This is a genomic window from Rhodococcus sp. IEGM 1381, from assembly GCF_030056795.1.
Classification (GTDB): domain Bacteria; phylum Actinomycetota; class Actinomycetes; order Mycobacteriales; family Mycobacteriaceae; genus Rhodococcoides.
Map to the genome: position 1 here is coordinate 1,226,498 of NZ_JASHKQ010000001.1, position 23,357 is coordinate 1,249,854.

Below are 23,357 nucleotides of genomic sequence, written 5' to 3' on the forward strand. Positions count from 1 at the left end.
GCGGCATGATGCCGTTGTGAGCAACCCTTCCGTCGATAGACACGTGCGTTATCTCGACGGACTACGCGCTCTCGCAGCACTGTTCGTGCTCTTCCACCACGCGTTCATGATGGCGTACCCGATCAGCCTCGGTGTACGCGCCGAGGGATGGGTTGGCAACGTCTTCGGCTGGCTCGTGTTCGGACACTTTGGAGTGACTGTATTCATCGTCTTGGCCGGGTGGTTGCTGGCAGGCGGCATTGCAACCGAGCGAGGCAATCAACCGTGTGGCTGGGCCGCGTACATGATCGATCGGTCGTGGCGGATCATCCCGCCCTACTGGATCGCACTCGCCCTGTCGATCGTTCTGGTCATTGTGTACATCGGCGACGAAACCGGAACACACTGGGATTTGGTAGTGCCGACCGATCCCAGGAGCTGGGTCGTCAACGCGCTACTACTGCAAGATGTGTTGCCGCTCAATGTTTCCTACACCTTTTGGTCGATCTCGGTGGAGTGGCACATTTACCTGTTGTTGCCACTCATCCTGCTTCTACGTCGGCTCTCGAACAGCTGGGCGGTGGCGGTTGCGGGAGGTGTGGCAATCGGTGTCGCTGGTCTCGGTCTGTTCTTTGCTCTACCAGCGGTCTTCACTTGGTTCCATTTCGAGTACTACGTACTGTTTGCTCTCGCGGTCGGCGCGAAGGTTGCGTCCGTCAACTACCCGCAACTCGTGGCCAAGGTTCCGCTTCGGTCGTTGGCTGCACTCGGTGCGACGGCTGTTGTCGCGCTGTGTGTCCTTTACCCCTACGTTTGGGTCGAAGCGCGTTTCTACTGGATCGACGTCGTTCTCGGGATGGCCGTCATTGCATTGATCGCGTCACTCGATCGTGGACAAGTCGGCCCGCTGCGCAGGTCACTGTCTTCCCGGCCGTTTGTGTTCACCGCTGCGTTCTCGTACAGCTTGTATCTGGTGCATGCCCAGCTTCTGCAGGTCGGCTGGCAGGCGTTGGTCGAGCCGCTCGATGCGGATCGCGCTGTGCAGTGGGCGATTCTGGCGCTTGTGATCTGCCCCGCTGTGCTTGCTGCCAGCTATGGGTTCTCGCGGATCGCCGAGCGCCCGTTCCGCCGAGAGAACCGGGCCAAGTGGAATCGTCGCCCCAAGCCCGGTACTGCGCTCTGACTTGGAAAGGGTGACGTCTTTCTCAGGAGTTGCCCGGTAGAAGACCTCGCGTTCTGTGCCCGATCGGCGGAGTCATTGTCTCGGATGACTCGACGTGCCGACAGGTCTTGTTTAGGGCATGATGCGCGAATACCGAAGGAAAATACGGGTGGTCTCGCAGAGCCCATTGCGCCGTCGTCCGGGCCCCGCATTCTGGGAATGGAAGGTCTGCGCGGAATCGCCGCAGTCACAGTCCTCGTCGGGCACGTCAGCATTCACCTTGCGAGATCCGTCGACAAGGGCGTAGTCGACCCACTGTTCGCTGTCATGGGCCAAGGTCTAACCCTCTTCTTCGCGCTGTCAGGCTTCCTGCTGTACCTGTCATTTGCGCGGGCGATCGTGACCGGGCAGAGATTCCCGCGCATCGACCGCTTCTTCGAGAACCGCGGTCTCCGGATCTTCCCGGCGTACATCGTGATCCTGCTCCTGGTTTCGCTCGTGTTCGGTGTCGCTTACGCGAATTCGGTCGGCCCCGACGTTGGCCCGGAGGGCGCAGAGTCGTCGGTCGGCTACATGACGAACCCGATCAAGCTGCTCGCGAACGCAACAATGTTGCACACTTTGTTTCCGAGCACGATCAAGACCGGCCTCGGTGTGTCGTGGAGTCTGACCGTCGAGCTGATCTTCTACCTAATACTGCGCGTCCTGGCGATCATCGCGTACCGACTGCGGCGCACGGGCATTTCGTCCGTAATACTCGCGCTCGCTCCCCCCGCCGTCATGCTCGGCATCGGACTGGTGGGCAAGGCCGTGCAAGCGCTGACCGTCAATCCTGTTGATGCCAACGAGCGGTTCTACCTCGAATGGGGCGGCAACTGGACCGCCGTCTTCGCTCGCAGCTTCCTCGTGCACGCCGACCTGTTCGCCTTCGGAATGCTCGCGGCCGTCATGGTCGCGTTCTTCAACGCCGGCGTTCTGCCCGCCAGCCTTCGCCAATACGCACGCTGGGCTGGCCTGGTAGCTGGTCTCGCTGTTGTCGCAATCGGTCGGCATACCGTCGTCGAGGACACCGTGTGGGCCGCGCTCGGCGGCGCGATCATCATGTTCGTCGCACTTCCGAACCGTGCGGACAGCCCCAGCATTCTCGCGAGGGTCTTCGAATTTATACCGTTCCGGTACGTAGGCGAGGTCTCCTACAGCCTGTACCTCTGGCACATCCCGGTGATCTGGTTCCTGGCACGCCACGGTTGGGTGTTCCCCGAGACGTTGCCTGGTTTCTACGGCAACCTCGCGCTGGTCTTCGTCGTTGCTGTCGGGTTGGCAAGCATCACGTATTACGGCATCGAACGCCCTGCCTTGAAGCTCAAGCGCAACACAGTCTCCACCAGAAGTGGCAGTCACGCAGCAACGTCAGCGCCGTGACCGCTGCATTCCGATGGGTGAAGTACCGCGTCGAGCTCCACCGGATGCGCCGCGCCCACTGCCGTAACTGTGGCTGTCCGATCCCCGACGACTCCACACAGACGACCTACACGTGCTCGGCCGACTGCGCGGAGATGTACGAACTCGAACGTTCGGTTACCTGGCTCGCAGCGACTGAGAAGTCATGAACTTTGCTGTGGTGTCACCCGAAAGCCGCAGGCCGTGCTTGGTCGAGGCACTGACGCGCGGCGCGCACACTATCGCCATCACCACGACCGCCGGAACCGTGCGGGAGAGGACCACACGTCCTGCGCTGTCGTGGTCACCGCTTCGGCTGCGCCCGCCGTCTATGGAGACGGTGATCGCAGAGCCGGAACCGGCCTCGAAGTACAGGTCGAATCCTGCCGTAACTGCTGCGGAGTGGGTGATCGCCCCACCCGAGGCGAGGTTGCGGGACTGCGAGCAGAAACCTGCGGAGCTGACCGAACTCTGCGCGGTGCCGGTGAATAGTGACGTGTCGACGGCGATCAGCACGGTGTAGCCGCCTGCGACGCCGGCCGGATTGGTCTGTGCTTGCAGGAGGTCTTCGAGGCGCGACGGAATGCGCTGCGACGGCGGCGACGCGCCTGTGCCCTCGTAGCTCGACGTTCCCCACGCGACGCCGACGAGCTTGCGGGAGTTGCGGACGGTCTGAAGGTATTCCCACCGAGAGATGCCGGATGGGCGCGCGACTTTCGCTGCCACCATCGCCACATCGGACGTCACCATCGCTACCTGAGCGACAACCGAAGTGGGTGCATAACACCTTTTGACGCCTGCTTGGCGCCGAGATCTGATCAACCCGGTTCTGATCTGAGTGACCATCGGTTGTGCCGGGCAGACGTCCGGCCCGGGCCAATCCGCCACCAGACCCCCGCGCCGAGCACCGCAGCATCCCACGTCGAGTTGTCCGAGACCACGGCGTCCAGTGCCCCGTGGGTCCACATGATCGGAGGCTTGGTCTCGAGCTCGACGATCTCGTTCCAGTGCAGATATTTGGGTGACAGGGCGTTGAGGATTCCGCGAGTTCCGGGTGCATACCCCGGCCAGTTGTTCGAGGATTCGACGTCGCCGGGAACGTTGTTCTCGTCGATCCAGGTGGTCATCGATTCCTCGAAGAGCGTCGTCGATTGTTCGGACGGGGCGAGAGGATCGCCTCCCCAGAACGTGGGTGCCATGACGTTGCGCGGTGAGAAGGGGCTGTCGGTGGATCGGTCTCCTGCGGCGAGATGCTCGAGGAATGTCGGATTGACCATGCCGGCACCGCTGCCGGCGTAATCGTCGTACCACGGTGTTCCGTCGGGGTTTGCGCCGCCGAATCCGTAGGGAGCAACGGGGTCGATCAACGTCAGCGACGCAGCGGTGTGGCCTTCGATCACGAATCGTGCGATGGCACCGCCCCCGGTGGACCACCCCACGAGATGGGGTGGGTGGTCGACGCCGATCGGGTTGGGTTTCGCCACAACTCAATTCGTGATCTTCGAGGTGCCGTTGCCGACCTGGACGGACATCTCTCGCCCACCTACAGAGTCCATGGAGAACCTACTTCCAGGCATCTTGGATCGTTGCCAGACCCGCCTGTACGATTGGATTCAGTCACATCAAGCATTGACATTTTCCTGTGCATTGTCACTGAACCTGTCATGCTGTTTGGATGCTCTGGTGGGTTGTCGGCATCGTCGCCGTATGGGTCGTGCTCGGCGCGGTTGCAGCAGTGTGGATCGGCCAAGCCATCAGCCACACCAAGCTCGAGGAAGCCGCCGCCGAGCTGCGCCGCGCAGAGAAGCACGAGACGCAGCTTGTCGACGACGAGCGTTCACCGTCTAGCTGCCCGCCTCAAAGTTGTCCTAACGGAACGCGAGAGCGTCGCCCTTGATTTGAAGACGATGTCGTTTCCGTTCCTCGAGCGCATATTCCCCCGATGCGGGATGATCTTGTGATGTGTAACAACGAGCCGCTCGGATGACGTGGAATGGGTGGCGTCTCGGGACCTCAGTCATAGTGGTCGGTGCGCTCGTGTTTCTCGGAGTGGCGGTTGTTACTGCGATCGGTAGAACTGAGCCCGACTATGTATCTACCTATACGTCGCCCCGACTGGAATCTTCGCAACCGACCGTAGTGATGCTCGGCGACTCATACTCCGAGGCGACGGGAGACGCGGACGCCCAGTTTCCGGCGCTACTGGCGAGGAAGTTGTGCTGGTCCGTGGTGGCCAACGGCCACGGCGGCACCGGATACGAGGCCGATGGGCAGTCCGCCGAGAACGAAGGAACATACGGCAGCCGACTGGGCAGCGTCATCGAGATCGATCCCGACATCGTCATCGTTCAAGGCAGCACGAACGACCCCGGAGGTCAGAGCACCGCGGCCGCAGCAGACACCGTTCTGAGCCAGTTGCGTTCGGAACTCCCGGACGCCGACGTGATTGCCGTCGGACCCGCATCACCGCCCGGTGTGAGTATCGAAAGATCTACCGCAAATCGCGACGCTGTTCGAGCTGCCGCCCAGTCCGCGGATGTTCCATTCATCGATGCGCTGACTTGGTTGGATCCTGCAGAGGCCTCGTTGTGGTTGTCCGATGACCTGCACCCCACAGGGGAGGGGCACTCGCTCTTCGCTACGGCGCTGGCGAATGCGATAGAAGATCTCGGTACGGTGCCTACCTCCTGTTCCACCTAGTCGCTATCCATCTGCAGATCTTTCTTCCACTGAGCGGGTACACCCGCATAGAGACTGTGCGGCTTGCAGTCCTTGATCACCACCGCTCCAGCGGCGATGATGCAGCCGGGGCCTATGGTGACGCCAGGAAGGATGAATGCGCCCGCACCGATCCACGTCCCGTCTCCGATGAACACCGGCGACGCCACGATCGGACCGGCGCGCCGTTCGGGATCGACCATCGTGTGGCCTTCGGTCGTGATCATCACCCGGGAGGCGAGGGACACCCGCTCACCGATGGTCACGTGCGCGAGGTTGCTGATACGGCAGTCGTGATTGATGAACGACTTGGAGCCGACGGTCAGGCGCTTGGTGTCGATCCACACACCACTGCAGACCCGAACGTCGTTGCCGATCGTGATGCCTGCGCGGCGGTAGACCTTCACCCGGCTCATGTTGGGCACGACAGCACTGGCAATCGCTGTATTGATGAGAATTCGCCATAACCGAATCTTTGCCTGGCCCATGCCTGAATTATCCAGTGATGCAGTTGTTTCGGCTCACTGAGGCATCGGCTTGCCGATTTCGAGGAAGCCATCGGTTTATTTATCGCTCGATAAGAAATGCATTCACCGGTTAACAGAGGAAGAACGTAGTAGCGACAAGGTTCGACGCGGCATCGCCCTACATCCGGTCCACTCCCGAGTACACGGCGCAGCCGTCGACCACGGGCTTCCGGCCGGAGTAATTCAGCCGATACCGCGAATCTGCGCCTCAGTTCGAGCCTCGGCCTCTGCGTATTCGCGTGCCGATGCTTGCAGTTTTCGAGCGAGATCCTTCACGTCGGTCGACAACGTCGAGTCGGCTGCCTCCCATGCCGACAGCAGGGCCGAGAACGCCGCCCCTGCTGCTCCCGGCCAGCACGCTGTAGACGCCGACATACCGCGTGCCACCACGGCCAGATCGTCGGACGCCATCTCGATCGCGAGGTCGGTTCTGGCTGCTGCGTCGAGAAGCACCGCCACACCGACTTCCAGACGATCCCCCATCACATTCCTCCCCCGAGGCTGTTGGTGCCTGTCACTACGGTGAACGTAACACCCGGTTGGGAGGGCAGCGGGCTGGTACCTTGACCGCGTGGTTGACATCGGGGGAATCAACGACTGGGACACGGCGGGGCTCGAACGGCTCAGCAGCTCGCTCACCAGCAGAATCAGCACACTGATCGATCTGGGCGATCAGCTCGATCGCATCGGGCTCATCGACGGCTGGGTGGGGGAGGCAAGTGAGGTGGCCCGTCGGGCATTCGACGCGATCGTCGATCACCTGACCGACTCCGCCGCGCAAGTCGGAGCAATCAAGCGACTGACCGACGACACCGAAGATTCCGTCATGGCTTTGAAGCGTGCGCTCGCCGAGGTCTCATCGCTGGCCTTCGCGAACGACTTCGCCGTGTGCAACGACAACACGCTTTGGGACAGATGGGCTTTCGAGCGACCGGCGAATCAGACCGACGCCGAAGCCGCGGACCGTCAGCGAATGAAAGTCGAGATCCTCGAACGCGTCAGCGAAATCGTCCGTCGCGGAACGGAAATCGAGGAGAACGCGGCTGCGATCATGACCGCAGCTGCTCGAAACCTGATCAGCGACAACGGCAGTACCGATGTGCGCGAGGCGCTCGGGATCGGCGACGATCAGGGCGCGACGAAAGCCCCTCAGCCGCCGGCACAGGGGCATCCGGCCGAGAACAACCAATGGTGGAATTCGCTCACCGACGATCAGCGCGACTACGTACGAGAAGAGCGGCCCCACTGGATCGGTGACCTCGACGGCATACCGGCGGCCGATCGGTCGACCGCCAATCTTGCTCGCTTGGACCTCGATCGCAGCTCCATCGACGGTCAGGTCAACGAGGCGCAGGCTCGCTTCGACCAGACCGGCAGTGCGATGGACGAAAAGCGGCTGCAACTGGCGCTCGACAAACGATCGTCGCTCGATGCCGTCGAACATCTGCTGTTCCAGACGGGAACGGACGGGAACTTCGTGCTGGGCGCGGACGGACAGCGCATTCCGTTTCCTGATCGGCAACTGCTGGCCTTCGATGCCTCGCCGGAACGGACGCTGGCGACTGCGGTGGTCGCGACCGGTGACATCGATTCTGCCGACCACGTCTCGGTCCACACTCCGGGGTTCACCAGCACCGTCGATGGTGGGCTGGAGAACCTCGTGCAGGATTCCGACCGCATCCGCAGGCTCTCGCAGTGGCAACTCGACCACTACAGTCCCGACGTCGCCGGGCAGACCGTCGCGTCGGTCGCCTACATGGGATACGAGGCCCCGCAGAACGTCGGGGTGTTGTCCGACGACATGGCCCAGACCGGAGGCGGCAAGCTCGCCTCGTTCCTCGACGGCATCGACGCGTCACGTTCGGACGATCCGCACCTGACCGCCGTCGGGCATTCCTATGGTTCTCTCACAACAGGATTCGCGCTGCAGGACGGTACCGGTGTGGACGACGCGGTGTTCATGGGATCGCCCGGGGTCGGCACCGACAACCTGGGTGCGCTGCACATCACCGGTGACGCGTACACCCTCGCATCCGGCGGGGACGGTGTCGCGGCCCTGGCCGCATTCGACGGCGATCCACGCGAGATCACCGGAGTGCACGATCTCTCGACTCGCGCCGCCGACGTGGTGATGCCCGACGGCACCGACGTCGCGCTCATGTCCACCGATCGATTCACGGGTCCCGTCGTAGAGCGGATGGGAAGTCACAGCGATTACTACAAGCTGGATACCACGAGCCAGTTCAATCAAGCCGCCGTGATCGCGGGCATTCCCGATGTGGCGGTGGCCCGATGACCCGATCGAGAACCCTGTGCGCAGCGGCAGTGCTCGCGGCGGTGCTTCTAGGAGGATGTGTGAGTAATACGCCGGAGCCCTATGAGGGAGAGCATCGTCCGCGTGGGAAGGCCGACTCGGAGATCAAGGCCGAGGAGACCGCAGCCTTGTTCGAGGAGCTGAAGCAGCGGCCGGGCAGGCAGAGCGTGGTAGAGCCCAGGTTCGAGCGGATGCAGGAAGACATCAAGACGGCGATTTCGACGCTGGTGCCCGGCCTGGAATGGTCCACCACCCGAACGCGTGGCGAATCACCCTGCGCTGCGCCGTATTCGAGTACCCCAGGGATCGAGGTGAGTCTGCTGCCGTTCAGCTCGGATACTCCGGTTCCGGCCGATCGGTGGCCGGCCGTGCTCGAGGCCGTCAACTCGATCGCAGTGGCCAACGGTTTCGAGGGAGTCGATCTCACGCGTGACGACGGGTTACGGCGATCGGTGAGTCTGCGTGACCCTGACGGCGGCCAGATACTGCTGGGTGCAGGCGGACGCACCGCGCTGATGATCACGACAGGCTGCTACCTACGATGATTCGTTCGGGTACTACACCCGATCCATCCCTGCCTGATGTGTCGGATCGATGAGGAACAGGCTGCTTCCGTCCAATCCATCTCTGCGGTGGATGTTTCCGCGCAATCCGGCTTCGACCAAGCGCACTGCGATTTCGTAGATTTCGTCGAGTCGTTCATCGGTGAGGTCAGGCCTTATGGCGAGATGGATCTCGTCACCGATGTGCCGCATCACTGCCTGGAACGACGGGCTCACCGCGCTGTAGAGCTCCTCGCATTGGGCCAGCAGGGCGTCGGACATCACGTAGTCGTCCGCCGCACCCAGTAGCGGCGTCACACCGAAATCCTCGAGCAGGTTGATCAGCTGCACCCCACTGCGTCCGGCGGCCGTCGACCGATCCGACAGCACACCCGTTTCCACTTCCTTCGTGGTGAAGATCAAAGTGGCCTCGGCACTGGGATCGAGTAGACCCAGATCGGCACGCATCGCTTTGAGCAACAACGAATGCATTCTGATGATGTAGGCGTGCTCGCTCTGCAGGCGTTCGTAGGCGGGCCCGGCAATTCCGGTCTCGGGTGCCAGCGGAGTCAACACACGGCGATCGATGCCCGTGGACAACTCCAGTGCCAATGGATGGACGCGTCGGCGAGCAACCACCAGTGCTGCGGTGAGTGCCAGGTTCAACTGGTCGTAGGCCTTGTTCAGGGCCCGAGTCGCAGCAGCGAGATCGCCTACCGGCGTCGAGATCACTGCTGCCGAAATATCCTCGGCCACAACACGGTCGACATTCGACAGGGCGAAGAGCAGCTCTTGATAACGCGCGGTCACCTGGTCGCGGTTCCACGAGTCGTTGTCGCTCGACTGACGCACCTGACGATCGACAGCATTGTGCAGTGCAGCCACCTCGCGGGAGATGACGTCCTCTTTCGCGCCGACCCGACGCACGCTCAACGCTGCCCACGCAGCACCGACGGCGGCGATCACCACGACGATCAAGGTCCACAACGCAATTGCGGACACACCCGACTCCGAAGCAGCCAAGACGCTGGTAGTCATCGCTACATCATGCCGGAGTGTGTTACCTATCGTCCCTCTTTCGCCGTTCTACCTGCAGCTGCGACATTCGGGACTACCTGCGCCGCGATGCGACGTGGGTCGTTCTCGGGCAGCGAATCGATGAGGATTCGGCGTGGATACGACGCCGGCCCGATGATCAGATACTTCTGGCCGGGTCGTACGCGGCCGGCCTCCGCGAGGACTTCCTCGGGCCACTCTCTATTCGGGGCGACGTCGGTCTCGCGTAGTGCGTCGGCGACGATGCGACGCGGGTCGTACTGGCGCACGTCCATCGTTTCCCATTGGCTGCGGCGCAGCGGAACGCCCATCTCGTCCTCCGCTGCACTGCGAGTGGTGTCGACGAAATGCCGAACAGAGCGCACGGCCCGTCCGAGTCGATGGGCATAACCGGGTAAGCGCGAGGGGCCGAGGACGAACCCGGCGATGATCGCGACCAGGAACAGTTTTTCGAAGGTCAAGCCGAACATGATGTGAGCTCCGGTTTCGGGGGTGTCAGGGCGCGTCTGGCAGCTCGCCTGTCGTGTATCTCGGTGATCGCAACAGCGGCACCGAACAGGGTCGCCATCGGCAGCGCGACCAGGAACATGGACAGGACGTCGGCAGCGGGAGTGACCAGTGCGCTGAACAACGCAATGGCGACGACGCTGAGCCGCCAGCTGCTGCGCAGTCTGTGTGCGGAGAGGATGCCGAGGCAGTTGAGCATCACCAGCACTGCGGGAAGGACGAAGGCGATACCGGTCGCCAACACGATCTTCATGACGAAATCCACGTAGTACGAGGCGTTGAGGATGGTGCTGTCCTCGTCGGAGGAGAAGCCGGCCAGGACGCTGACCATGCGCGGGAAGATGGTGAACCCGAACATGCACCCGGCCACGAACAGTGGGGCCGCGGCGGCGGAGAATCCGTACACGTACTTCTTCTCGCGACGCGTCAAACCGGGGGTGAGGTAGGCGAACAGCTCACGCAACCAGACCGGACTCGACACGATCACGCCGGTGAACAGAGCGATCCTCAGTTCGAGATCGAAAGCACCGGTGACCGTTTCGAAGTTGAGACTGGCTTGGCGCGAGAGGGCGAGCTCTTCGACGGGTGCGCGGAGGATGTCGAGAATCTGGTCGGAGAGGGTAAACCCGATCGCTATGCCGACGAGCAGGGACACCGCCGCGCGGATCGCGCGGCGACGTGCCTCGCGCATATGCCCAGCCAGGGGCATGGTGCCCCTCGGAGCTCGCGCGGCGGTGGCCGTGGTCATGACGCCTGTCGGTACGGAACTGTGGCGTCGCCCGTCGTCGATGCTGTCTTGTCCTCACGCACTTCGTCTTTGAGGATGCGAAGCGATTGGCCGACGCCCTTGGCGAGTGACGGCAGTTTGGTCGAGCCGAACACGAGCAGCAGGATGGCGAGAACGATGAGGGCGTGCCATCCGGTGAGGTTGTGCAACATGGTGTTTCCTTCGGGGGTGAGGGGTGAGGGGGGTCAGTTGGTGGGTGGTGTGCCACCGGCGGGAGGAGTACCGCCGGTCGGGGGCTGACCGCCGCCTCCGCCGGGGGCAGCGCTCATCGTGGGTTCGGTGGTGGTGTCGATGGCTACGGCGAGCGATCCGACGTAACCGGATGTGAGGTCGCCCGAGAACGTCCCCATCTCGAGGTCGTAGCCGTCGCCGAAGACGTTGTCGTTGTCGAGGCTGCCGAGCTGGGCCAGGTTCGTCGCGGAGTTCGGGTAGGTGTCGAGCTGGTAGATCGCGTCGAGTACGTCCTGAGGGAACGCGACCTGCGAGGTGGCAATGGCGTTGTCCGCGTTCGTTGCCGACGCCGCGTCGGGATAGACCTCGAAGTGCATGTGGGTCCAGCGACCGGAATAGCAGCCGGGGACGATGGTCTCGAACGTGACCGTGCCGTCGGCACCGGCAGCTTGAATGCCGCGCAGGTACGTCTCGTCTTCGACGCCCTCGGAGTACATCGAGTACCGGCCGTCCGCATCGCACTGCCACAAATACACGGCCGCACCCTCGAACGGTCGATTGTCGTTCGCCATATCGGTGAGTGTGAAGGTGAACGAGAGTGGCGTTCCAGCGACTGTGGTGCCGCCGTCGAGGCTCGAGGTGATGTCGCTGCGCACAATCCCTGATTCTTCGAGCACATTGACGCCGTTGGTGCCGTCGGCCGGGTAGGGGCCATTGGTCTCCTGGGGGATTTCACTTGTTGCGCTCGCCGTGGCCGTCGTCGTGGAAGCGGCTGTGCTGGTGACACTTCCAGTGTTCGACGTCGTGGAGCAGGCGGCCAGTGCAACCGCTCCGGCACCCGCGCCGACGATGCTGAGCACGCGACGGCGAGTGATCAGGGTGGTGATATCGAACCCGGCACCCTGATCGACCACTTCCTCGGTGGGGCGATCGAGCAGTCGTCCCTCGTATGTCGGTCCGGCGGAAGTGTTGGTGGGCTCGGGGATTGGGGGCGTAGGAATTGGGGTCATCGTCGGATCTCCTCAATAGATGGCATCGGTTCTTTTCGGTAATGCCAATACTCTGGGACGTTCCGGTGAGGACGCTGAACCGTGGCTGGAAGGTTGCTGTGAGCCGAATGGGGTGGTGTCACAGTCCTAGAGAAGCTAAGGCTAACCTATGGGTCCGATCGCCGACTAACAGGACATTCATGACTCACCGCGCAACTACTCGACTCGCTGCCGTGCTCACCGCCGCGGTGGCCGCATCCATCGCACTCGCAGGCTGCAGCTCCTCCGATGCCGCCGAGGCTCCGACCGTGGAGTCGGCCACCGGCTCGTCCCCGCTGACCGTGCAACACATGTACGGCGAGACCACCCTCGACGCCGTGCCCGAACGGGATGTGTTCGCCGCGGGAGTAGCAGTGGGGTGGCGAAGAGGAGCGCGCCGGAACAGGTGATGGCAGTGAGTGGGCTGGTAAGTGTGGCAAGCACTCCCCAGATCACCATGAGCGCGGCCTGCACGAGTTTGCCGAGTGCGTTCCAAGTGCTGAGGACTTGTGCTGCTTGCTCAGGTGGGGTGCGGCGAAGTCGCTGAGTGGCGTAAATCGGGTTGAACACCCCCATGCTGGTGATGAGTAGGGCTTCGACGGTGATCACGGTGAGAAGGCCGCCGACACCGGGGTGGATGAACGTGAGACCGATCGGAAAGAGTGCGCGCAGCCAGCCCGAGGTGAGCATGACCGTGTGTTCGTCGTATTGGTCGACCAACCGGGGAGCAAGCCTCGCACCAAGGAAACCGCCGAGTGCGGGGAGGCCGAATGCGAGGCCATATTGCCAAGCCGAGAAGTGATATTCACCCAGCATCAGGACAGCCAACAGAGGTCCGGTGGCCATGATCAGGCCACCTACGAGAACCGAGTTGAGGAACAGTCGAAGCAGGACATTGTCGCGGTTGATGGCCTGCCAGCCGACCCACAGATCCGCGGTTCTCGACCTGGTGCGAGTGCCGGACACAGACGCGACGTCGGTACCGCTGATGCGAGCGACCGCGAATGCGGACAACAAGAAGCTGAACGCGTTGGCGGCAACGGTGACGACTGGGCCGAGTAGTCCGACGAGAGCTCCACCGACGGGTGGGCCCGCCGCTATGGCCACCCAATTGGTTCCCTCGAACTTGCTGTTTGCGGCCAGCAGATGATGTTGCCCAGCAAGGTGCTTGAGGTGTGCGCCCGATGCAGCGGTGAACACGATGCTTGCCGATCCGGAGACAACGGATACAACCAAAAGTTGACCATAGGTCAGTGCGCCGAGGGCGTACGTAATGGGCACACTCGACATCGCGACACAACGGACAGTGTCGGCGGCGATCATCACTGGTCGTTTCATTCGACGCTCCACCCAGGGGCCCAAAGGAAACGCGATCAGAGCGGCGGCCATCAACGCGGCGGCGTCCAGCAGTGACACCGCGAACGCCGAGGCGTCCAACACCTGAATCGCGATCAGTGGGAACGCGCCGAAGGCTATCCACGTGCCGTAGGTGCTCGTTGCGTAGGCCGCCCACAGCCATCTGAAGTTGCGGCCCAACGTGGCAGGCATTCGACTCCTCGATGTACAACTATGACGATTGTGGGCGGTCACATCACATCAGTCCGCCGTCCTGCGGATCAATCAACTGGAAGTCCGCGCGTCACAACCAACAGTTGTAAGGCCACCTATCCTGAGGAAATGGATACCGAGGCTGTGCGGTCGTTCGTATGCGCCGCTGACTGCGGGCAACTGCAACATGCGGCGGCTGAGCTCGGAGTAACGCAGCAGGCCGTCTCCAAGCGAGTTGCGGCCCTCGAACGCCAGCTCCAGGTTCGGCTGTTCCATCGCACTGCCCGTGGCGTCGAGTTGACGCTCGACGGTCGTACTTTTCTTCCGCACGCTCGTGGCATCGTGAGCGATGTCGATCGGGCCGTCGCTGCGATCAGCCCCGGCTCGCGGGCTTTGCGGATCGATGTCCTCGGGCTGCGCAGTGCGCAAGCTGTTGTGTTGCACGAGTACTGGCGTGCGCACCCCGACATCGAGTTGGATGTGGTGGCCCTGCTGGTCAACGACCCGCAGGTGGCCGTTGCAGCTGTCCGGACGGGTGAGGTCGATGCCACGTTCCGTACGATTATCGACCCGGCTGCGGTCCCGCGTGACGTACGGATGGTCCACATGTTCGATTCTCCTGTGCACTTGCTCGTCGGCCCAGACCATCGTCTCGCTAAATCGAAAAGCGTTACGCCCGAGCAGCTTCGGAGTAACCGGATCTGGGTACCAGGTATCGCGCCTGGAAGCGAGTGGCAACTGTTCTATCAAGAGCTGGTCGCCGAATTCGGTCTTCGGATCGACGCAGCTGGACCGCATTTCGGCGACGAAGTACTTCTGGATACCCTTGCCGAGTCATCCGATGTTGCCACCCTGGTCGGTGCGCGTGATCGGTACATGTGGCCGGCCAGCCACGATCTGCGTCGGATCCCCATCGTAGGACCGAGCATTGTGTACCCAATATCTTTGATACACAGAGTGCCTCCGCACCCGGGACTCGCGGCAGTCGTAGATCATTTCGCCGCACTCGAGTTGGACACAGCGCTGAGCTGGCGTCCCTCGTGGGCCATCTCGCGGGGGAACGATCGATAATCGATTGTGCGCGAGCAGATACCGCTTGAATGCAGTAGCGCGACTGTGCTTGTTAGCTTGCTCGCGCACAGATCGCCTCGTATTCGTGCCCCACGATCGCAGGGCTGATGCGGTCCGCCGTGGCGGTCCGACCGAAGCGGCGATAGCTTTGCGGATGTGTTCACCGACATCGAAACTACCCGGCTGGTCCTGCGTCCTCTGCGCGAAGAGGATCGACTGACGATGATCGAATTGCACACCGATCCCCGCACGACCCGGTTCCAGTCGGATCCGCCCGACGTCGCGCAGGTCGACCTCCTGGTCGACTTGTGGCTCGCACACTGGACAGAACACGGGTACGGGTACTGCGCGGTGAGCACCCGCTCCAGCCCGGACGTCATTGGGCTGGCCGGGATTCGGGTCCGGTATTTTCACGGCGAACGTGTGCTGAACCTCGCCTACCGCTTCGGTCCCGAGGTGTGGGGCCGCGGCTACGCGGCGGAGGCGGCGACAGCGATTGTGGACTGGCGTGCCCGTACGCTGCCTTGGGTTCCGTTGGTGGCGAGCGTGAATGTGGCGAACGAACGCTCGGGCCGAGTAGCCGAACGCGTCGGCTTCACCGAGTACACAGAGGAGTTCTACGACGGTGCGCACTCGCGCCACTACCGACTCGAAGCGATTCACCCAGACGCTGGGAGCGCGGTCTGATGTGACGCATCGCGAGCCGCTTTACCCGATACTCGTTGTCCAGCGCAGATGCCACAATCGGACTGTGGCTGACGAGACGAAAAAGAAGTGGGCGAACCCAGAGGAATCGATTCATCAAGCAATCGCGCGATGGGCGGCGAAGTGTGCTGACCGTGTCCTACCAATTTTCGAGAAGCAGCGGCCTGGTGACGATCGGCCACGTGCGGCCCTCAAGGCTCTCCGGGCTTGGGAGGACGGGACACTGCCGATGACCGAGTGCAGAACGGCAGCTTTCGCCGCGCACGCAGCCGCGCGAGAAGCGGCCGCTGCAGACGCACCCGCTGCAGTCGCGGCAGCGCGCGCATGCGGGCAGGCTGCTGCCGTTGCCCACATGTTCGACCATGCGCCACACGCTGCTGCCTACGCCTCCAAGGCTGCAGGACTGCACAACGGCGGGGACGAAGCGCGCATCGCCGAACGGACATGGCAATGGGAAAACCTCGAACCCGAACTGCGGCCGATAGGCTTTCCTGGCGGCCCCCAGTGAGGCAGAGAGTCACCGTCTGATCTCCGGAAGCGTGCACGGTCTGATCCGGGAGATTCGAATGCGGGCTGAATGGGCCTTGGCCATCGGGCGATAGACGCCGCTGCGCCGCCGGATCAGATCAGACGGGTGACGCGAACCACCGCGTCGCGCAACGTTTTCGAGTGCACACCTGTGCCGACGACGGTCCTGGAACGCTCGGCCGCCGTGGCGATGCGCCAGGAGGCGTCGAACAGGGCGGTGATGTCTTTCGCGGTGACGGTGGCCTCGTGCGGCGGCTGCTCGCCATCTCCATGTGAATGATGGTGCGCGCCATCGTGCAGGTGCCCGACGATGAGCAACGAACCGCCCGGCGCTACCCACTGCGCGATGTGTCGATAGAAGTCCAGTTGCGGAATCGACGGATGCGCGTAGTGGGTCATGACCAGATCCCATTGTTCGGCTGGAGTCCACGACGTCAGGTCGGCTTCGATCCAGGTGACGTCGACGCCCGCCGCCCCGGCCTGCCGCGCGGCGGCGTCCAGAGCAGCAGCGGAGATGTCGGCACCGGTGACTCGCCAGCCCTGTCCGGCAAGCCAGATCGCTTCCGCTCCGGCACCACATCCTGCGTCCAGCGCGGTGCCGGGCGTCGATCCGGCTGTTTCCTCCACGAGATACGGATTCGCTGCGACGGTATGGGATGTTCTGTCATCCCAGTGGTGCTCCCAGTAGTTCTTGTCGAAGGCGTGCGTCATGTGAGGGCCTTTCGTGGTGGTGTGACTTCAGAGTGGCAGCCCGTACGCGGTATGGCAAGTAATTTTGCTATAACGGCAAGTTCGACGTTGCGTTTGCGCTGTGTCAGCGAGGTGCGTCAGTGACCATTCGGTTGCGGCCGGCGCGTTTCGCCTGAAACATCAGTGCGTCGGCTCTGTCGAGTGAGTTGCGAAGACCTTCGTTCGGCCGCTGGAGCGTGTATCCGGCCGAGAACGTCACCCCCGAAGGCGTGGTGGCGGCTGCAAGAGCCTCGAGTGAACGAAGAGCCCCGCGACGATCGCAGTTGCGCAGAGTGATCACGAATTCCTCTCCGCCCCATCGTGCTAGGAGTCCATCGGAGCCGATGCAGTTGCGGGCAGCCGACGCGAAGTCGCGGAGCAAGGCGTCGCCGGCTGCGTGGCCGAAGTTGTCGTTGAACTGTTTGAAATGGTCCAGATCGAGAACCGCCACGACTGTGTCGACCGAATGGTCGTCGACGACGGATACTGCGTAGTCCGACCAGCCGCGACGGTTGAGAGCCCCCGTCAGTTGATCTGTTCGGGACGCAAGCAGGATGCCGTCCTCGACCTCTTTTCGTTCGGTGATATCGAGAACGGCAGCGAGTGTCCACTCGGCATCGGACGGGCCGGCGAAAGGAACCAGGGTCAGGAGAATCCAACGAATCTCGCCGTTCGGTCGAACGACCCTCACCTCGACCTTCACGGATTTGTCCGCGGCCGTCCCGGCGGCCATCAGATCCTCGACGCTGCCGTGGAGTGCGAGGTCGTCCGGGTGAGTGTGCACCGTTGCGGATCGACCTATCAGTTCCGAGGAGGACAAGCCGACGAGTTCGCAGTAGGCGGCATTGACGTCGACAAAAAGCCCGTCGGCGTCGGAGAGAGCTTGCGCCACGGGGCTGGAGGCGAATATGCGCCTGTACCAGTGATCCTCCATGACGCGACGACCTGCTTTCTCCCCTTCCCGCATCGAGAGTCTAGTCGAGGTCGGGTCGAATCCAACGGCACTCGCGTCTGCGGGAACTGTCTCTAGTCAGCAAAAATGGCACGAATGTACGACTTTTGGGAACCGTTTGCCGTCGGGTGCCGTCGAAGTAGTGGGATCAGCCGGCCGACGATGGGGGTTTTCGATGATGACGAAGTGGCGAGAAGTGACGAGCGCCGAATGCCAAGAAGATTTCGACGATCTACTCGACGTGTGTGTCGAGATCGCCGCCGAACGAATCAGCGAAAACTGGGGACTCGACCCGGTGGCTGTCGTGAATCGCATCTCTCTCGGGCTGAAGATCTTTCCGTTGGAGGGGGAGGCGGGTACGTCGTCGACCATGACGGTTCATGACCGACTCGTCGGACAGTTGCGTGCTGCGTCCGACGATCTTCGGTCGTACGCCATCGTGTTCGACGCGACTGCCGAGGGGGCGTCGGACACTCATCTCGAGGTTCTGCTCGAACACCGCGAGTACGCGATGCGGATCTGCGTCCCGTACGTGATCTCCGATGCGAGAGCATTCGATCTGGGACCGATGAAAGCTGCTGTGGGACAGAGGTTGTTGTGGGGTTGACCATGGATGAAGACGTCAAGCGCGGGTGTCGAGCGTCGGCGTCAACGCTCCGTCGATGACGGTGCGGTCGCTCGTGACGATGGTGAGTTGTCGACGAAGGGCTTGAGCCACGATCATTCGGTCGAACGGATCGTGGTGATTCCAATCGAGCCGTCCGGCCGCCGATGCATCCGCAGAGTCGATCGCAAGATCTGTCGCGTTCATTGCTGTCAAAGTCTCGGCCCACGTCGACAAGAGCGTTTCGCCGTCGAGTCGGCCGATTCGGGTCTTGATGGCGATCTCCCACGCCGAGGCCGCCGAGACGACCAACTCGTTCCCCTGATCGGCGAGGGTGGTCCGCACGTCGTCGGAAATCCTGTCCGGATCGGTGACGAGCCACAGCAGTGCATTGGTATCGAGTAGGAACGAGGTCACTCCGACGACCCCCACGCGGTCAACTCGGACGTTGGGAGGGGTTCATCGAACGACTCCGGGACAACGAGGCCACGCAGCTGACCGAAGACGCGGGGCTTGGGCTGAGTCGGTGTCAGTACCGCGACCGGCCGACCGTGGTTGGTGATCGTGACCGAGATGCCGGTCCGCTCGACCTCGGCCAGAATCGCATTGAGCCGCGTCTTGGCCTCTGTACTGGTGATCGTCCTCATCCGGCGAGCCTAGACCAGTGCAACTGGTCCGAATAGTGCTTTTTCATGTTGCCTCGTCCAGGGGATTAGCAACCTAGACCGCTGAGTGCCAAAATGGAGGCACATTCTCGTCTGAAAGGAGTTCGACAGTGACCGTCACCTCTTCCAACCTCGATGCACGTGAGTTGGACGAAAATACTCCGCCGAAGTGGTGGACTCGGCGCATCCGCACTCGTGCCCAGGTGACTGAAATTGCCGTGATGTTCGGAGCTTTGTCGATCGTCTCGTTCTGGGCCGCTGGGCTCGGCATTGCCGCCGGCATGATTGCCGTCGCCACGGCGTTGTGGGCCGATCGCAGTCCCGATCTCGCCGGGGAGCGCGCCGAACGCACCGACACCGCGTTGGCCGTCGGCACCGGAATTCTCGGCATCATCGTCGGCGTGGGCTTCCTTGTGATGGTGCTGTAGAGCGACTTCGTCGCATGTGCACGGGAATTCGTAGCCCACTACGAAGTTCCACTCACGACCAGTGCCTGACGAGCTCATGAGCCGGGACCGTACCCACGTGTTGCTGAACGTCCCCTGAGGATCACCCGCCGTGGGTGCCGACCTCTTCGAACCACCCGTCTACGGCCTCCGGTGGACCGATCCCCGCGCGACGAGTTCCACGGTCAGCGCGACGGCCACGGTCTGTGCGAGCAGCAGCCCGGTGAGCACCAGAATCTGTACGGCCCCCGCCTGCAGGGCCGAACCACTGGCCAGCAGAACCCCCAGGAACGCCCCCGGCAGAGTCACCAGCCCCACCGTTCGCGTCTGGTCCAGGCCCGGCAGCAGCGCATCGTTCGCGGTGGGCCGTACCACCTCCAAGCGCGAGTCACGTTCGGTCATGCCCAGGCTGAGCGCCGCCTCTACTTCGCCGTGTCGGTCGGTCAACGCAGCCAGTGCACGTCGCGCGGACAGCGATGTTGCGGTCATCGTCCCGCCCAGGATGATTCCGCCGACCGGGACGATGGCGATTCCCTGCGCCGGCACGACACCGGTGAGCAGGCACAAGGGCACGACAAGACCGATGCCCACCGCAAGTGGAACGATGAGCCAGATGCCGGACCTGCCCGACTCCGACCGCCGAATCGACGTGAAAGCCGCAGCCCCGAACATCACGAGTAGCACCAGTAACGACGACCACAGGTGCGCAAGCGCCGCGGCGAGAACGAGCGAGATCGCCGCCAATTGAACGAACCCGCGAAGGGCAGCAGCGGGAGCGGTGATCATTCGCCCGATCGAGGAGACCCGATAGATGATCGCGGCGAGTGCCACCATCACGAGGCAGAGAACCACGAGCGGCAGACCAGGCTCGGCCAGTGAGGAATTCACGGTCCAAGTATGTGGCTTGGCCCTGGCACATTTGTCGCAGCGATCTTTCAGTACGGCTGCACGTCGTCCGATGCGTCAGGCGAGACCATAGGAATTGTGATCTCGAAGCGTGCGCTCCCGAGCGGAGAAAAAAGTCGAACGCGGGTGTCGAGAGTGGGCGTCAATGCCCCGTCGATGACGATTCGGTCGCTAGTGGCGATCGTCAGGTGTCGACGAAGCGGTCGGCCGGTTCATCGTTTCGCCGAGAATCCCTCGGGTATCTGCGACGGTCCGTTGCACTAACTCGGTTTATGTGTGACGCTGTGTTGCGTACACATTCTTCGTCATCTTGTTCGGACGCAGGCGGAAGGACCACCATGACTGCAGTCGACGACTCACGAACGCTCTACCGAGATACCTTGCATGCGCTGTCGACGGCATCGGTGCATCAGCACTTCGACGCCTTCCTCGACATTCCGTGGGACGAGCCCGAGTACGCGATCGTTCCCAACGACCCGCGCTGGGTGCTTCCCGACGAGGACCCTCTCGGTCACACCGATTGGTACAAGTCGCTTCCGCTGAGTGAACAGATCCACGTCGGTATGTACCGCCAGGCCAGCATGGTCAAGGTGGGATTGCAGTTCGAGCAGATCCTCATCAGCGGCCTCATGCACTACGCCCTGACGCTGCCCAACGACTCGCCCGAATTCCGGTACTCGACGCACGAGGCCACCGAAGAGTGCCACCACACCCAGATGTTCCAGGAACTGGTCAACCGCATCGGCATCGACGTGCCGGGCGGGCCCGCGTGGTTCCGCAAGATCGTCCCGGTGCTCGCGCTGTTCGCCAGCCGATCGGCACCGTTCGGATTCTTCGTCGGCGTCCTCGCGGGTGAGGAGCCGATCGACCACATGCAGAAGGGCATCCTGCGCAGCGGCGCTGTGGGGCACCCGTTGGTGATGCGCGTGATGCAGATTCACATCGCCGAAGAAGCGCGGCACATCGGCTTCGCTCACCAGTACTTGAAGCACAAGGCCCCGCGGCTCGGTCGGTTCGAGAAGGCGTCGATCTCGGTGCTCATGCCGGTCATCATGCGAATCCTGTGCGACATGATCATGAAGCCGAGCAAGCAGATGCGACGCGAACTCGCCATCCCCGACGACGTCGTCGACGCGGTGTGGTGGAACAGCGACTCGTCACGAAAGGCATTGCGCGACACGTTCGGTGACGTGCGGATGTTGGCCGACGAACTCGGACTGATGAACCGCGTGTCCCGACGCGTGTGGCGCGCTCTCGGTATCGACGGACGGCCGTCGCGCTACCGCAGTGAGCCGTCGTTCGGCTGAGTCACGGGTGTTTCGAGAGGGACGGTTTCGAGAGGGATTTGGGGAATGGCGATTCCGCGGGACGCCCCGAGTCCCTTGACCTGAAGCCAGATGGTGTCGGCCAGGAACGTGGCGAAATGGTCCAGACCGGTAGGTGATTCGGTTTGTCCGCTCCAACTGCGCACCGCGCCCATGCATCCGGAGACCAGTCCGGCCACCCATGGACCCACCAACGACCAGTCCTCGGGCGACAGATCCGCGTTCACGATCGCGAGGAACGCGGCAACGCTCACTTCCAGCTGCTCGGCCAGCATCGCGTTGGTTTCTTCGAGGGGAGTGGGCGATTCGGCGCTGACGTCCTGTTCGACGAAACGCGTCCACGCGGGATGTTCGGCAACCCACCGCACGTAGGTGCTCACCACGCGGTGCACCACATCGCGAGGGGTGCCGGTCAACTCGAACGAGGTGACCAGTGCGGCCGTCAACTGATCGCAGATGGCCCGCTGAATGGCAGTGTCCAAGTCGGTGCGATCCCGGAAATGACGGTAGAGCCCGGTGCGATGAACTCCGGCCTCCGCGGAAATCTGAGCGGTGGTGAGCCGTTCACCGGGTGCGATATCGCGGGCCAGCACCGTCATGGCGGCCGCGATGATATGGCGTCGACGATCGGTGTTGTGCTGTTCCCAACGCCGCTTGCGGCCGTCGGACTTGGGGCGTGGGCCACCGTCACTCATGCTGCATGGTCTCACGTCCGTAGTGGTCGAGGCTGTCAGTGGGTGCGTTTACGCAGCGCGAACAGGACGCCCGATGCGCCGACCGCGACGACGACCACCGCAATGATCCAGATCGGGAAGCCGCTGTTGTCCTCGGTGTCTTGCGTGGCTTGCGGTTCTGCTCTGTTGGTGAAGTCCAGGTTCGTGGCCGGCGGTGTTGTCGCCGCCGGTGATGCCTGGGTGAGCTGGAACGGGATGCTGCCGGTGATCGGATGCCCGTCGGCGGAGACCACTCGGTAGCCGATGGTGTATTCGCCTGCCGCGCCGAGGCCGTCGAGATCGACCGTCACCGTGCTGCCGTCGACGACGGGTTCCGATGCTGCCCACTGGCTTTGATCGGATCCGACGACGGTGACGGTGGCGAAGTTCTGCTGAACGTTCTGGTTGAACGTCAATGTCACTTCGTCCGGCGCGGCGTCGAGCACGGCATTCTCGGCAGGATTGCTCGACTGCAGCGCCGCGTGCGCGGACGCGGGAGCGATCGACAGTGCCGTCGCGGCGAGAACAGCGGCTGCAATAACGGCCAGGCGTTTCATTGACTGCTTCCTTGCTATTCGTGCGGAGGTTCGCCGGTTACCTTGTGGTCGGCGAAATTGAGGCCCTCCCGCACGAGACGGGCGAGGTGGCCGTCGGCCAGGCGGTAGATGACGTTGCGGCCCTCGCGTCGGGTCTCGACGAGTCCGGTGAATCGGAGTTTGGCGAGATGCTGGCTGACGGCGGTACGCGAAGTTCCGGTGGCTGTAGTGAGTGCGCTGACGTCCGCGGGGCCGCGATCGAGTAGCCAGAGGATGTGGAGTCGGGTGGGATCGGACAGCATCCGAAAGGTGTCACTGGCAGTAGCCAGGCGCGCGGAGTCCGGTTGAACGGAATGGTCGAGACTGATGCGCGGTTCCTTCTTCGGTGGCATCGAACG

30 protein-coding genes are annotated in these 23,357 nt (G+C 62.7%); 12 read left to right on the forward strand and 18 right to left on the reverse strand.

Annotation, left to right across the window (positions count from 1 at the left end; translation table 11 throughout):
* The first annotated feature begins 16 nt into the window (after positions 1-16).
* Both QM797_RS05840 and QM797_RS05845 read left to right on the forward strand, forming a co-directional pair.
* Positions 17-1,162: an acyltransferase family protein gene (locus tag QM797_RS05840; RefSeq protein WP_283274230.1), complete on the forward strand. Its 1,146-nt coding sequence runs from the start codon at positions 17-19 to the stop codon at positions 1,160-1,162.
* Between the two features lie 198 nt (positions 1,163-1,360).
* Entirely contained in the window at positions 1,361-2,563 is a 1,203-nt protein-coding gene (locus tag QM797_RS05845) for an acyltransferase family protein (protein WP_283274231.1), read from the forward strand.
* Positions 2,564-2,719: 156 nt separating this feature from the next.
* On the opposite strand, the gene QM797_RS05850 is transcribed toward QM797_RS05845, so the two are convergent.
* Both QM797_RS05850 and QM797_RS05855 read right to left on the reverse strand, forming a co-directional pair.
* A complete protein-coding gene (locus tag QM797_RS05850) occupies positions 2,720-3,331 on the reverse strand; it encodes a hypothetical protein (RefSeq protein ID WP_283274232.1) in 612 nt (203 codons plus the stop codon).
* Between the two features lie 68 nt (positions 3,332-3,399).
* On the reverse strand, positions 3,400-4,065 hold the full coding sequence (locus QM797_RS05855) for a hypothetical protein (protein ID WP_283274233.1): 666 nt from the start codon (positions 4,063-4,065) through the stop codon (positions 3,400-3,402).
* Positions 4,066-4,256: 191 nt separating this feature from the next.
* On the opposite strand from QM797_RS05855, the gene QM797_RS05860 reads away from it, so the two are divergent.
* Both QM797_RS05860 and QM797_RS05865 read left to right on the forward strand, forming a co-directional pair.
* Positions 4,257-4,478 (forward strand): hypothetical protein, encoded by a 222-nt coding sequence (locus tag QM797_RS05860; RefSeq protein WP_283274234.1) that lies wholly within the window; start codon positions 4,257-4,259, stop codon positions 4,476-4,478.
* 245 nt (positions 4,479-4,723) lie between these two features.
* Complete coding sequence (locus QM797_RS05865; RefSeq protein ID WP_283274236.1) at positions 4,724-5,281, forward strand: SGNH/GDSL hydrolase family protein; 558 nt, start codon at positions 4,724-4,726, stop codon at positions 5,279-5,281.
* Here QM797_RS05865 and QM797_RS05870 read toward each other — a convergent pair.
* Both QM797_RS05870 and QM797_RS05875 read right to left on the reverse strand, forming a co-directional pair.
* On the reverse strand, positions 5,278-5,787 hold the full coding sequence (locus tag QM797_RS05870) for an acyltransferase (protein WP_283274237.1): 510 nt from the start codon (positions 5,785-5,787) through the stop codon (positions 5,278-5,280). The genes QM797_RS05865 and QM797_RS05870 overlap by 4 nt on opposite strands.
* Before the next feature lie 222 nt (positions 5,788-6,009).
* On the reverse strand, positions 6,010-6,309 hold the full coding sequence (locus QM797_RS05875) for a WXG100 family type VII secretion target (RefSeq protein ID WP_283274239.1): 300 nt from the start codon (positions 6,307-6,309) through the stop codon (positions 6,010-6,012).
* 88 nt (positions 6,310-6,397) lie between these two features.
* Between QM797_RS05875 and QM797_RS05880 the strand changes: the two genes are divergently transcribed.
* Both QM797_RS05880 and QM797_RS05885 read left to right on the forward strand, forming a co-directional pair.
* Positions 6,398-8,122 carry an alpha/beta hydrolase gene (locus QM797_RS05880; protein WP_283274240.1) on the forward strand — a complete coding sequence of 575 codons (1,725 nt, stop codon included), beginning with the start codon at positions 6,398-6,400 and terminating at the stop codon, positions 8,120-8,122.
* Between the two features lie 59 nt (positions 8,123-8,181).
* Positions 8,182-8,685 (forward strand): LppA family lipoprotein, encoded by a 504-nt coding sequence (locus QM797_RS05885; RefSeq protein WP_283274242.1) that lies wholly within the window; start codon positions 8,182-8,184, stop codon positions 8,683-8,685.
* 12 nt (positions 8,686-8,697) lie between these two features.
* Here the strand turns inward: QM797_RS05885 and QM797_RS05890 are convergent, their stop codons facing one another.
* The 6 genes from QM797_RS05890 to QM797_RS05915 all read right to left on the reverse strand — a co-directional run bounded on the left by QM797_RS05890 (position 8,698) and on the right by QM797_RS05915 (position 13,779).
* Positions 8,698-9,720, reverse strand: coding sequence for a hypothetical protein (locus QM797_RS05890; RefSeq protein WP_283274243.1), 1,023 nt, complete (start codon positions 9,718-9,720; stop codon positions 8,698-8,700).
* 26 nt (positions 9,721-9,746) lie between these two features.
* The gene (locus tag QM797_RS05895) at positions 9,747-10,208 is read right to left on the reverse strand and encodes a Sec-independent protein translocase subunit TatA/TatB (protein ID WP_283274245.1); all 462 of its coding nucleotides are present in this window, start codon (positions 10,206-10,208) and stop codon (positions 9,747-9,749) included.
* The gene (gene tatC / locus QM797_RS05900; RefSeq protein WP_283274247.1) at positions 10,196-10,993 is read right to left on the reverse strand and encodes a twin-arginine translocase subunit TatC; all 798 of its coding nucleotides are present in this window, start codon (positions 10,991-10,993) and stop codon (positions 10,196-10,198) included. Before tatC ends, QM797_RS05895 begins: the two co-directional genes overlap by 13 nt.
* A complete protein-coding gene (locus QM797_RS05905) occupies positions 10,990-11,184 on the reverse strand; it encodes a twin-arginine translocase TatA/TatE family subunit (RefSeq protein ID WP_283274248.1) in 195 nt (64 codons plus the stop codon). The genes tatC and QM797_RS05905 overlap by 4 nt, the downstream gene beginning before the upstream one ends.
* A gap of 33 nt (positions 11,185-11,217) precedes the next feature.
* Complete coding sequence (locus QM797_RS05910) at positions 11,218-12,213, reverse strand: intradiol ring-cleavage dioxygenase (RefSeq protein WP_283274250.1); 996 nt, start codon at positions 12,211-12,213, stop codon at positions 11,218-11,220.
* Between the two features lie 216 nt (positions 12,214-12,429).
* Entirely contained in the window at positions 12,430-13,779 is a 1,350-nt protein-coding gene (locus tag QM797_RS05915) for an MFS transporter (RefSeq protein ID WP_283274251.1), read from the reverse strand.
* Between the two features lie 129 nt (positions 13,780-13,908).
* Between QM797_RS05915 and QM797_RS05920 the strand changes: the two genes are divergently transcribed.
* From QM797_RS05920 to QM797_RS26220, 3 genes are all read left to right on the forward strand, one after another.
* Complete coding sequence (locus QM797_RS05920; RefSeq protein ID WP_283274252.1) at positions 13,909-14,850, forward strand: LysR family transcriptional regulator; 942 nt, start codon at positions 13,909-13,911, stop codon at positions 14,848-14,850.
* A 156-nt stretch (positions 14,851-15,006) separates the two neighbouring features.
* Positions 15,007-15,537 (forward strand): GNAT family N-acetyltransferase, encoded by a 531-nt coding sequence (locus tag QM797_RS05925; protein WP_283274253.1) that lies wholly within the window; start codon positions 15,007-15,009, stop codon positions 15,535-15,537.
* Positions 15,538-15,601: 64 nt separating this feature from the next.
* Positions 15,602-16,063 (forward strand): putative immunity protein, encoded by a 462-nt coding sequence (locus tag QM797_RS26220; protein WP_349307181.1) that lies wholly within the window; start codon positions 15,602-15,604, stop codon positions 16,061-16,063.
* 113 nt (positions 16,064-16,176) lie between these two features.
* Here the strand turns inward: QM797_RS26220 and QM797_RS05935 are convergent, their stop codons facing one another.
* Positions 16,177-16,794, reverse strand: a complete 618-nt coding sequence (locus tag QM797_RS05935; RefSeq protein ID WP_283274256.1) for a class I SAM-dependent methyltransferase — start codon at positions 16,792-16,794, stop codon at positions 16,177-16,179.
* A gap of 103 nt (positions 16,795-16,897) precedes the next feature.
* Positions 16,898-17,779, reverse strand: coding sequence for a GGDEF domain-containing protein (locus tag QM797_RS05940; RefSeq protein ID WP_349307182.1), 882 nt, complete (start codon positions 17,777-17,779; stop codon positions 16,898-16,900).
* Positions 17,780-17,939: 160 nt separating this feature from the next.
* Between QM797_RS05940 and QM797_RS05945 the strand changes: the two genes are divergently transcribed.
* Positions 17,940-18,371 (forward strand): hypothetical protein, encoded by a 432-nt coding sequence (locus tag QM797_RS05945; RefSeq protein WP_283274257.1) that lies wholly within the window; start codon positions 17,940-17,942, stop codon positions 18,369-18,371.
* Between the two features lie 15 nt (positions 18,372-18,386).
* On the opposite strand, the gene QM797_RS05950 is transcribed toward QM797_RS05945, so the two are convergent.
* Positions 18,387-18,800, reverse strand: a complete 414-nt coding sequence (locus tag QM797_RS05950) for a type II toxin-antitoxin system VapC family toxin (protein ID WP_283274258.1) — start codon at positions 18,798-18,800, stop codon at positions 18,387-18,389.
* Positions 18,782-19,015 (reverse strand): type II toxin-antitoxin system Phd/YefM family antitoxin, encoded by a 234-nt coding sequence (locus QM797_RS05955; protein WP_283274259.1) that lies wholly within the window; start codon positions 19,013-19,015, stop codon positions 18,782-18,784. The genes QM797_RS05950 and QM797_RS05955 overlap by 19 nt, the downstream gene beginning before the upstream one ends.
* 128 nt (positions 19,016-19,143) lie before the next feature.
* Here QM797_RS05955 and QM797_RS05960 point away from each other — a divergent pair, with 128 nt between their 5' ends.
* Positions 19,144-19,461, forward strand: a complete 318-nt coding sequence (locus tag QM797_RS05960; RefSeq protein ID WP_283274260.1) for a hypothetical protein — start codon at positions 19,144-19,146, stop codon at positions 19,459-19,461.
* A gap of 159 nt (positions 19,462-19,620) precedes the next feature.
* On the opposite strand, the gene QM797_RS05965 is transcribed toward QM797_RS05960, so the two are convergent.
* Entirely contained in the window at positions 19,621-20,367 is a 747-nt protein-coding gene (locus QM797_RS05965; RefSeq protein WP_283274261.1) for an ABC transporter permease, read from the reverse strand.
* Between the two features lie 356 nt (positions 20,368-20,723).
* Here QM797_RS05965 and QM797_RS05970 point away from each other — a divergent pair, with 356 nt between their 5' ends.
* Positions 20,724-21,692, forward strand: coding sequence for an AurF N-oxygenase family protein (locus tag QM797_RS05970; RefSeq protein ID WP_283274262.1), 969 nt, complete (start codon positions 20,724-20,726; stop codon positions 21,690-21,692).
* On the opposite strand, the gene QM797_RS05975 is transcribed toward QM797_RS05970, so the two are convergent.
* The 3 genes from QM797_RS05975 to QM797_RS05985 are packed head-to-tail and all read right to left on the reverse strand — an operon-like array spanning position 21,665 to position 23,351.
* Entirely contained in the window at positions 21,665-22,405 is a 741-nt protein-coding gene (locus tag QM797_RS05975) for a TetR/AcrR family transcriptional regulator (protein ID WP_283274263.1), read from the reverse strand. The two genes, QM797_RS05970 and QM797_RS05975, sit on opposite strands and share 28 nt — an antisense overlap.
* Positions 22,406-22,440: 35 nt before the next feature.
* The gene (locus QM797_RS05980; protein ID WP_283274264.1) at positions 22,441-22,980 is read right to left on the reverse strand and encodes a copper resistance CopC family protein; all 540 of its coding nucleotides are present in this window, start codon (positions 22,978-22,980) and stop codon (positions 22,441-22,443) included.
* Positions 22,981-22,994: 14 nt separating this feature from the next.
* Positions 22,995-23,351, reverse strand: coding sequence for an ArsR/SmtB family transcription factor (locus QM797_RS05985; protein ID WP_283274265.1), 357 nt, complete (start codon positions 23,349-23,351; stop codon positions 22,995-22,997).
* Between the last annotated feature and the right edge of the window lie 6 nt (positions 23,352-23,357).

Bases quoted from the DNA above. Each gene is read 5' to 3' on its own strand.
- QM797_RS05895 (WP_283274245.1), bottom strand. From the start codon at position 10,208: ATGTTCGGCTTGACCTTCGAAAAACTGTTCCTGGTCGCGATCATCGCC.
- QM797_RS05940 (WP_349307182.1), bottom strand. From the start codon at position 17,779: ATGCGGGAAGGGGAGAAAGCAGGTCGTCGCGTCATGGAGGATCACTGG.
- QM797_RS05860 (WP_283274234.1), top strand. From the start codon at position 4,257: ATGCTCTGGTGGGTTGTCGGCATCGTCGCCGTATGGGTCGTGCTCGGC.
- QM797_RS05910 (WP_283274250.1), bottom strand. From the start codon at position 12,213: ATGACCCCAATTCCTACGCCCCCAATCCCCGAGCCCACCAACACTTCC.
- QM797_RS05870 (WP_283274237.1), bottom strand. From the start codon at position 5,787: ATGGGCCAGGCAAAGATTCGGTTATGGCGAATTCTCATCAATACAGCG.
- QM797_RS05975 (WP_283274263.1), bottom strand. From the start codon at position 22,405: ATGAGTGACGGTGGCCCACGCCCCAAGTCCGACGGCCGCAAGCGGCGT.
- QM797_RS05850 (WP_283274232.1), bottom strand. From the start codon at position 3,331: ATGGTGACGTCCGATGTGGCGATGGTGGCAGCGAAAGTCGCGCGCCCA.
- QM797_RS05875 (WP_283274239.1), bottom strand. From the start codon at position 6,309: ATGGGGGATCGTCTGGAAGTCGGTGTGGCGGTGCTTCTCGACGCAGCA.
- QM797_RS05955 (WP_283274259.1), bottom strand. From the start codon at position 19,015: ATGAGGACGATCACCAGTACAGAGGCCAAGACGCGGCTCAATGCGATT.
- QM797_RS05845 (WP_283274231.1), top strand. From the start codon at position 1,361: ATGGAAGGTCTGCGCGGAATCGCCGCAGTCACAGTCCTCGTCGGGCAC.
- QM797_RS05890 (WP_283274243.1), bottom strand. From the start codon at position 9,720: ATGACTACCAGCGTCTTGGCTGCTTCGGAGTCGGGTGTGTCCGCAATT.
- tatC (WP_283274247.1), bottom strand. From the start codon at position 10,993: ATGACCACGGCCACCGCCGCGCGAGCTCCGAGGGGCACCATGCCCCTG.
- QM797_RS05985 (WP_283274265.1), bottom strand. From the start codon at position 23,351: ATGCCACCGAAGAAGGAACCGCGCATCAGTCTCGACCATTCCGTTCAA.
- QM797_RS05915 (WP_283274251.1), bottom strand. From the start codon at position 13,779: ATGCCTGCCACGTTGGGCCGCAACTTCAGATGGCTGTGGGCGGCCTAC.
- QM797_RS05970 (WP_283274262.1), top strand. From the start codon at position 20,724: ATGACTGCAGTCGACGACTCACGAACGCTCTACCGAGATACCTTGCAT.
- QM797_RS05935 (WP_283274256.1), bottom strand. From the start codon at position 16,794: ATGACGCACGCCTTCGACAAGAACTACTGGGAGCACCACTGGGATGAC.
- QM797_RS05980 (WP_283274264.1), bottom strand. From the start codon at position 22,980: ATGAAACGCCTGGCCGTTATTGCAGCCGCTGTTCTCGCCGCGACGGCA.
- QM797_RS05945 (WP_283274257.1), top strand. From the start codon at position 17,940: ATGATGACGAAGTGGCGAGAAGTGACGAGCGCCGAATGCCAAGAAGAT.
- QM797_RS05920 (WP_283274252.1), top strand. From the start codon at position 13,909: ATGGATACCGAGGCTGTGCGGTCGTTCGTATGCGCCGCTGACTGCGGG.
- QM797_RS05905 (WP_283274248.1), bottom strand. From the start codon at position 11,184: ATGTTGCACAACCTCACCGGATGGCACGCCCTCATCGTTCTCGCCATC.
- QM797_RS05865 (WP_283274236.1), top strand. From the start codon at position 4,724: ATGCTCGGCGACTCATACTCCGAGGCGACGGGAGACGCGGACGCCCAG.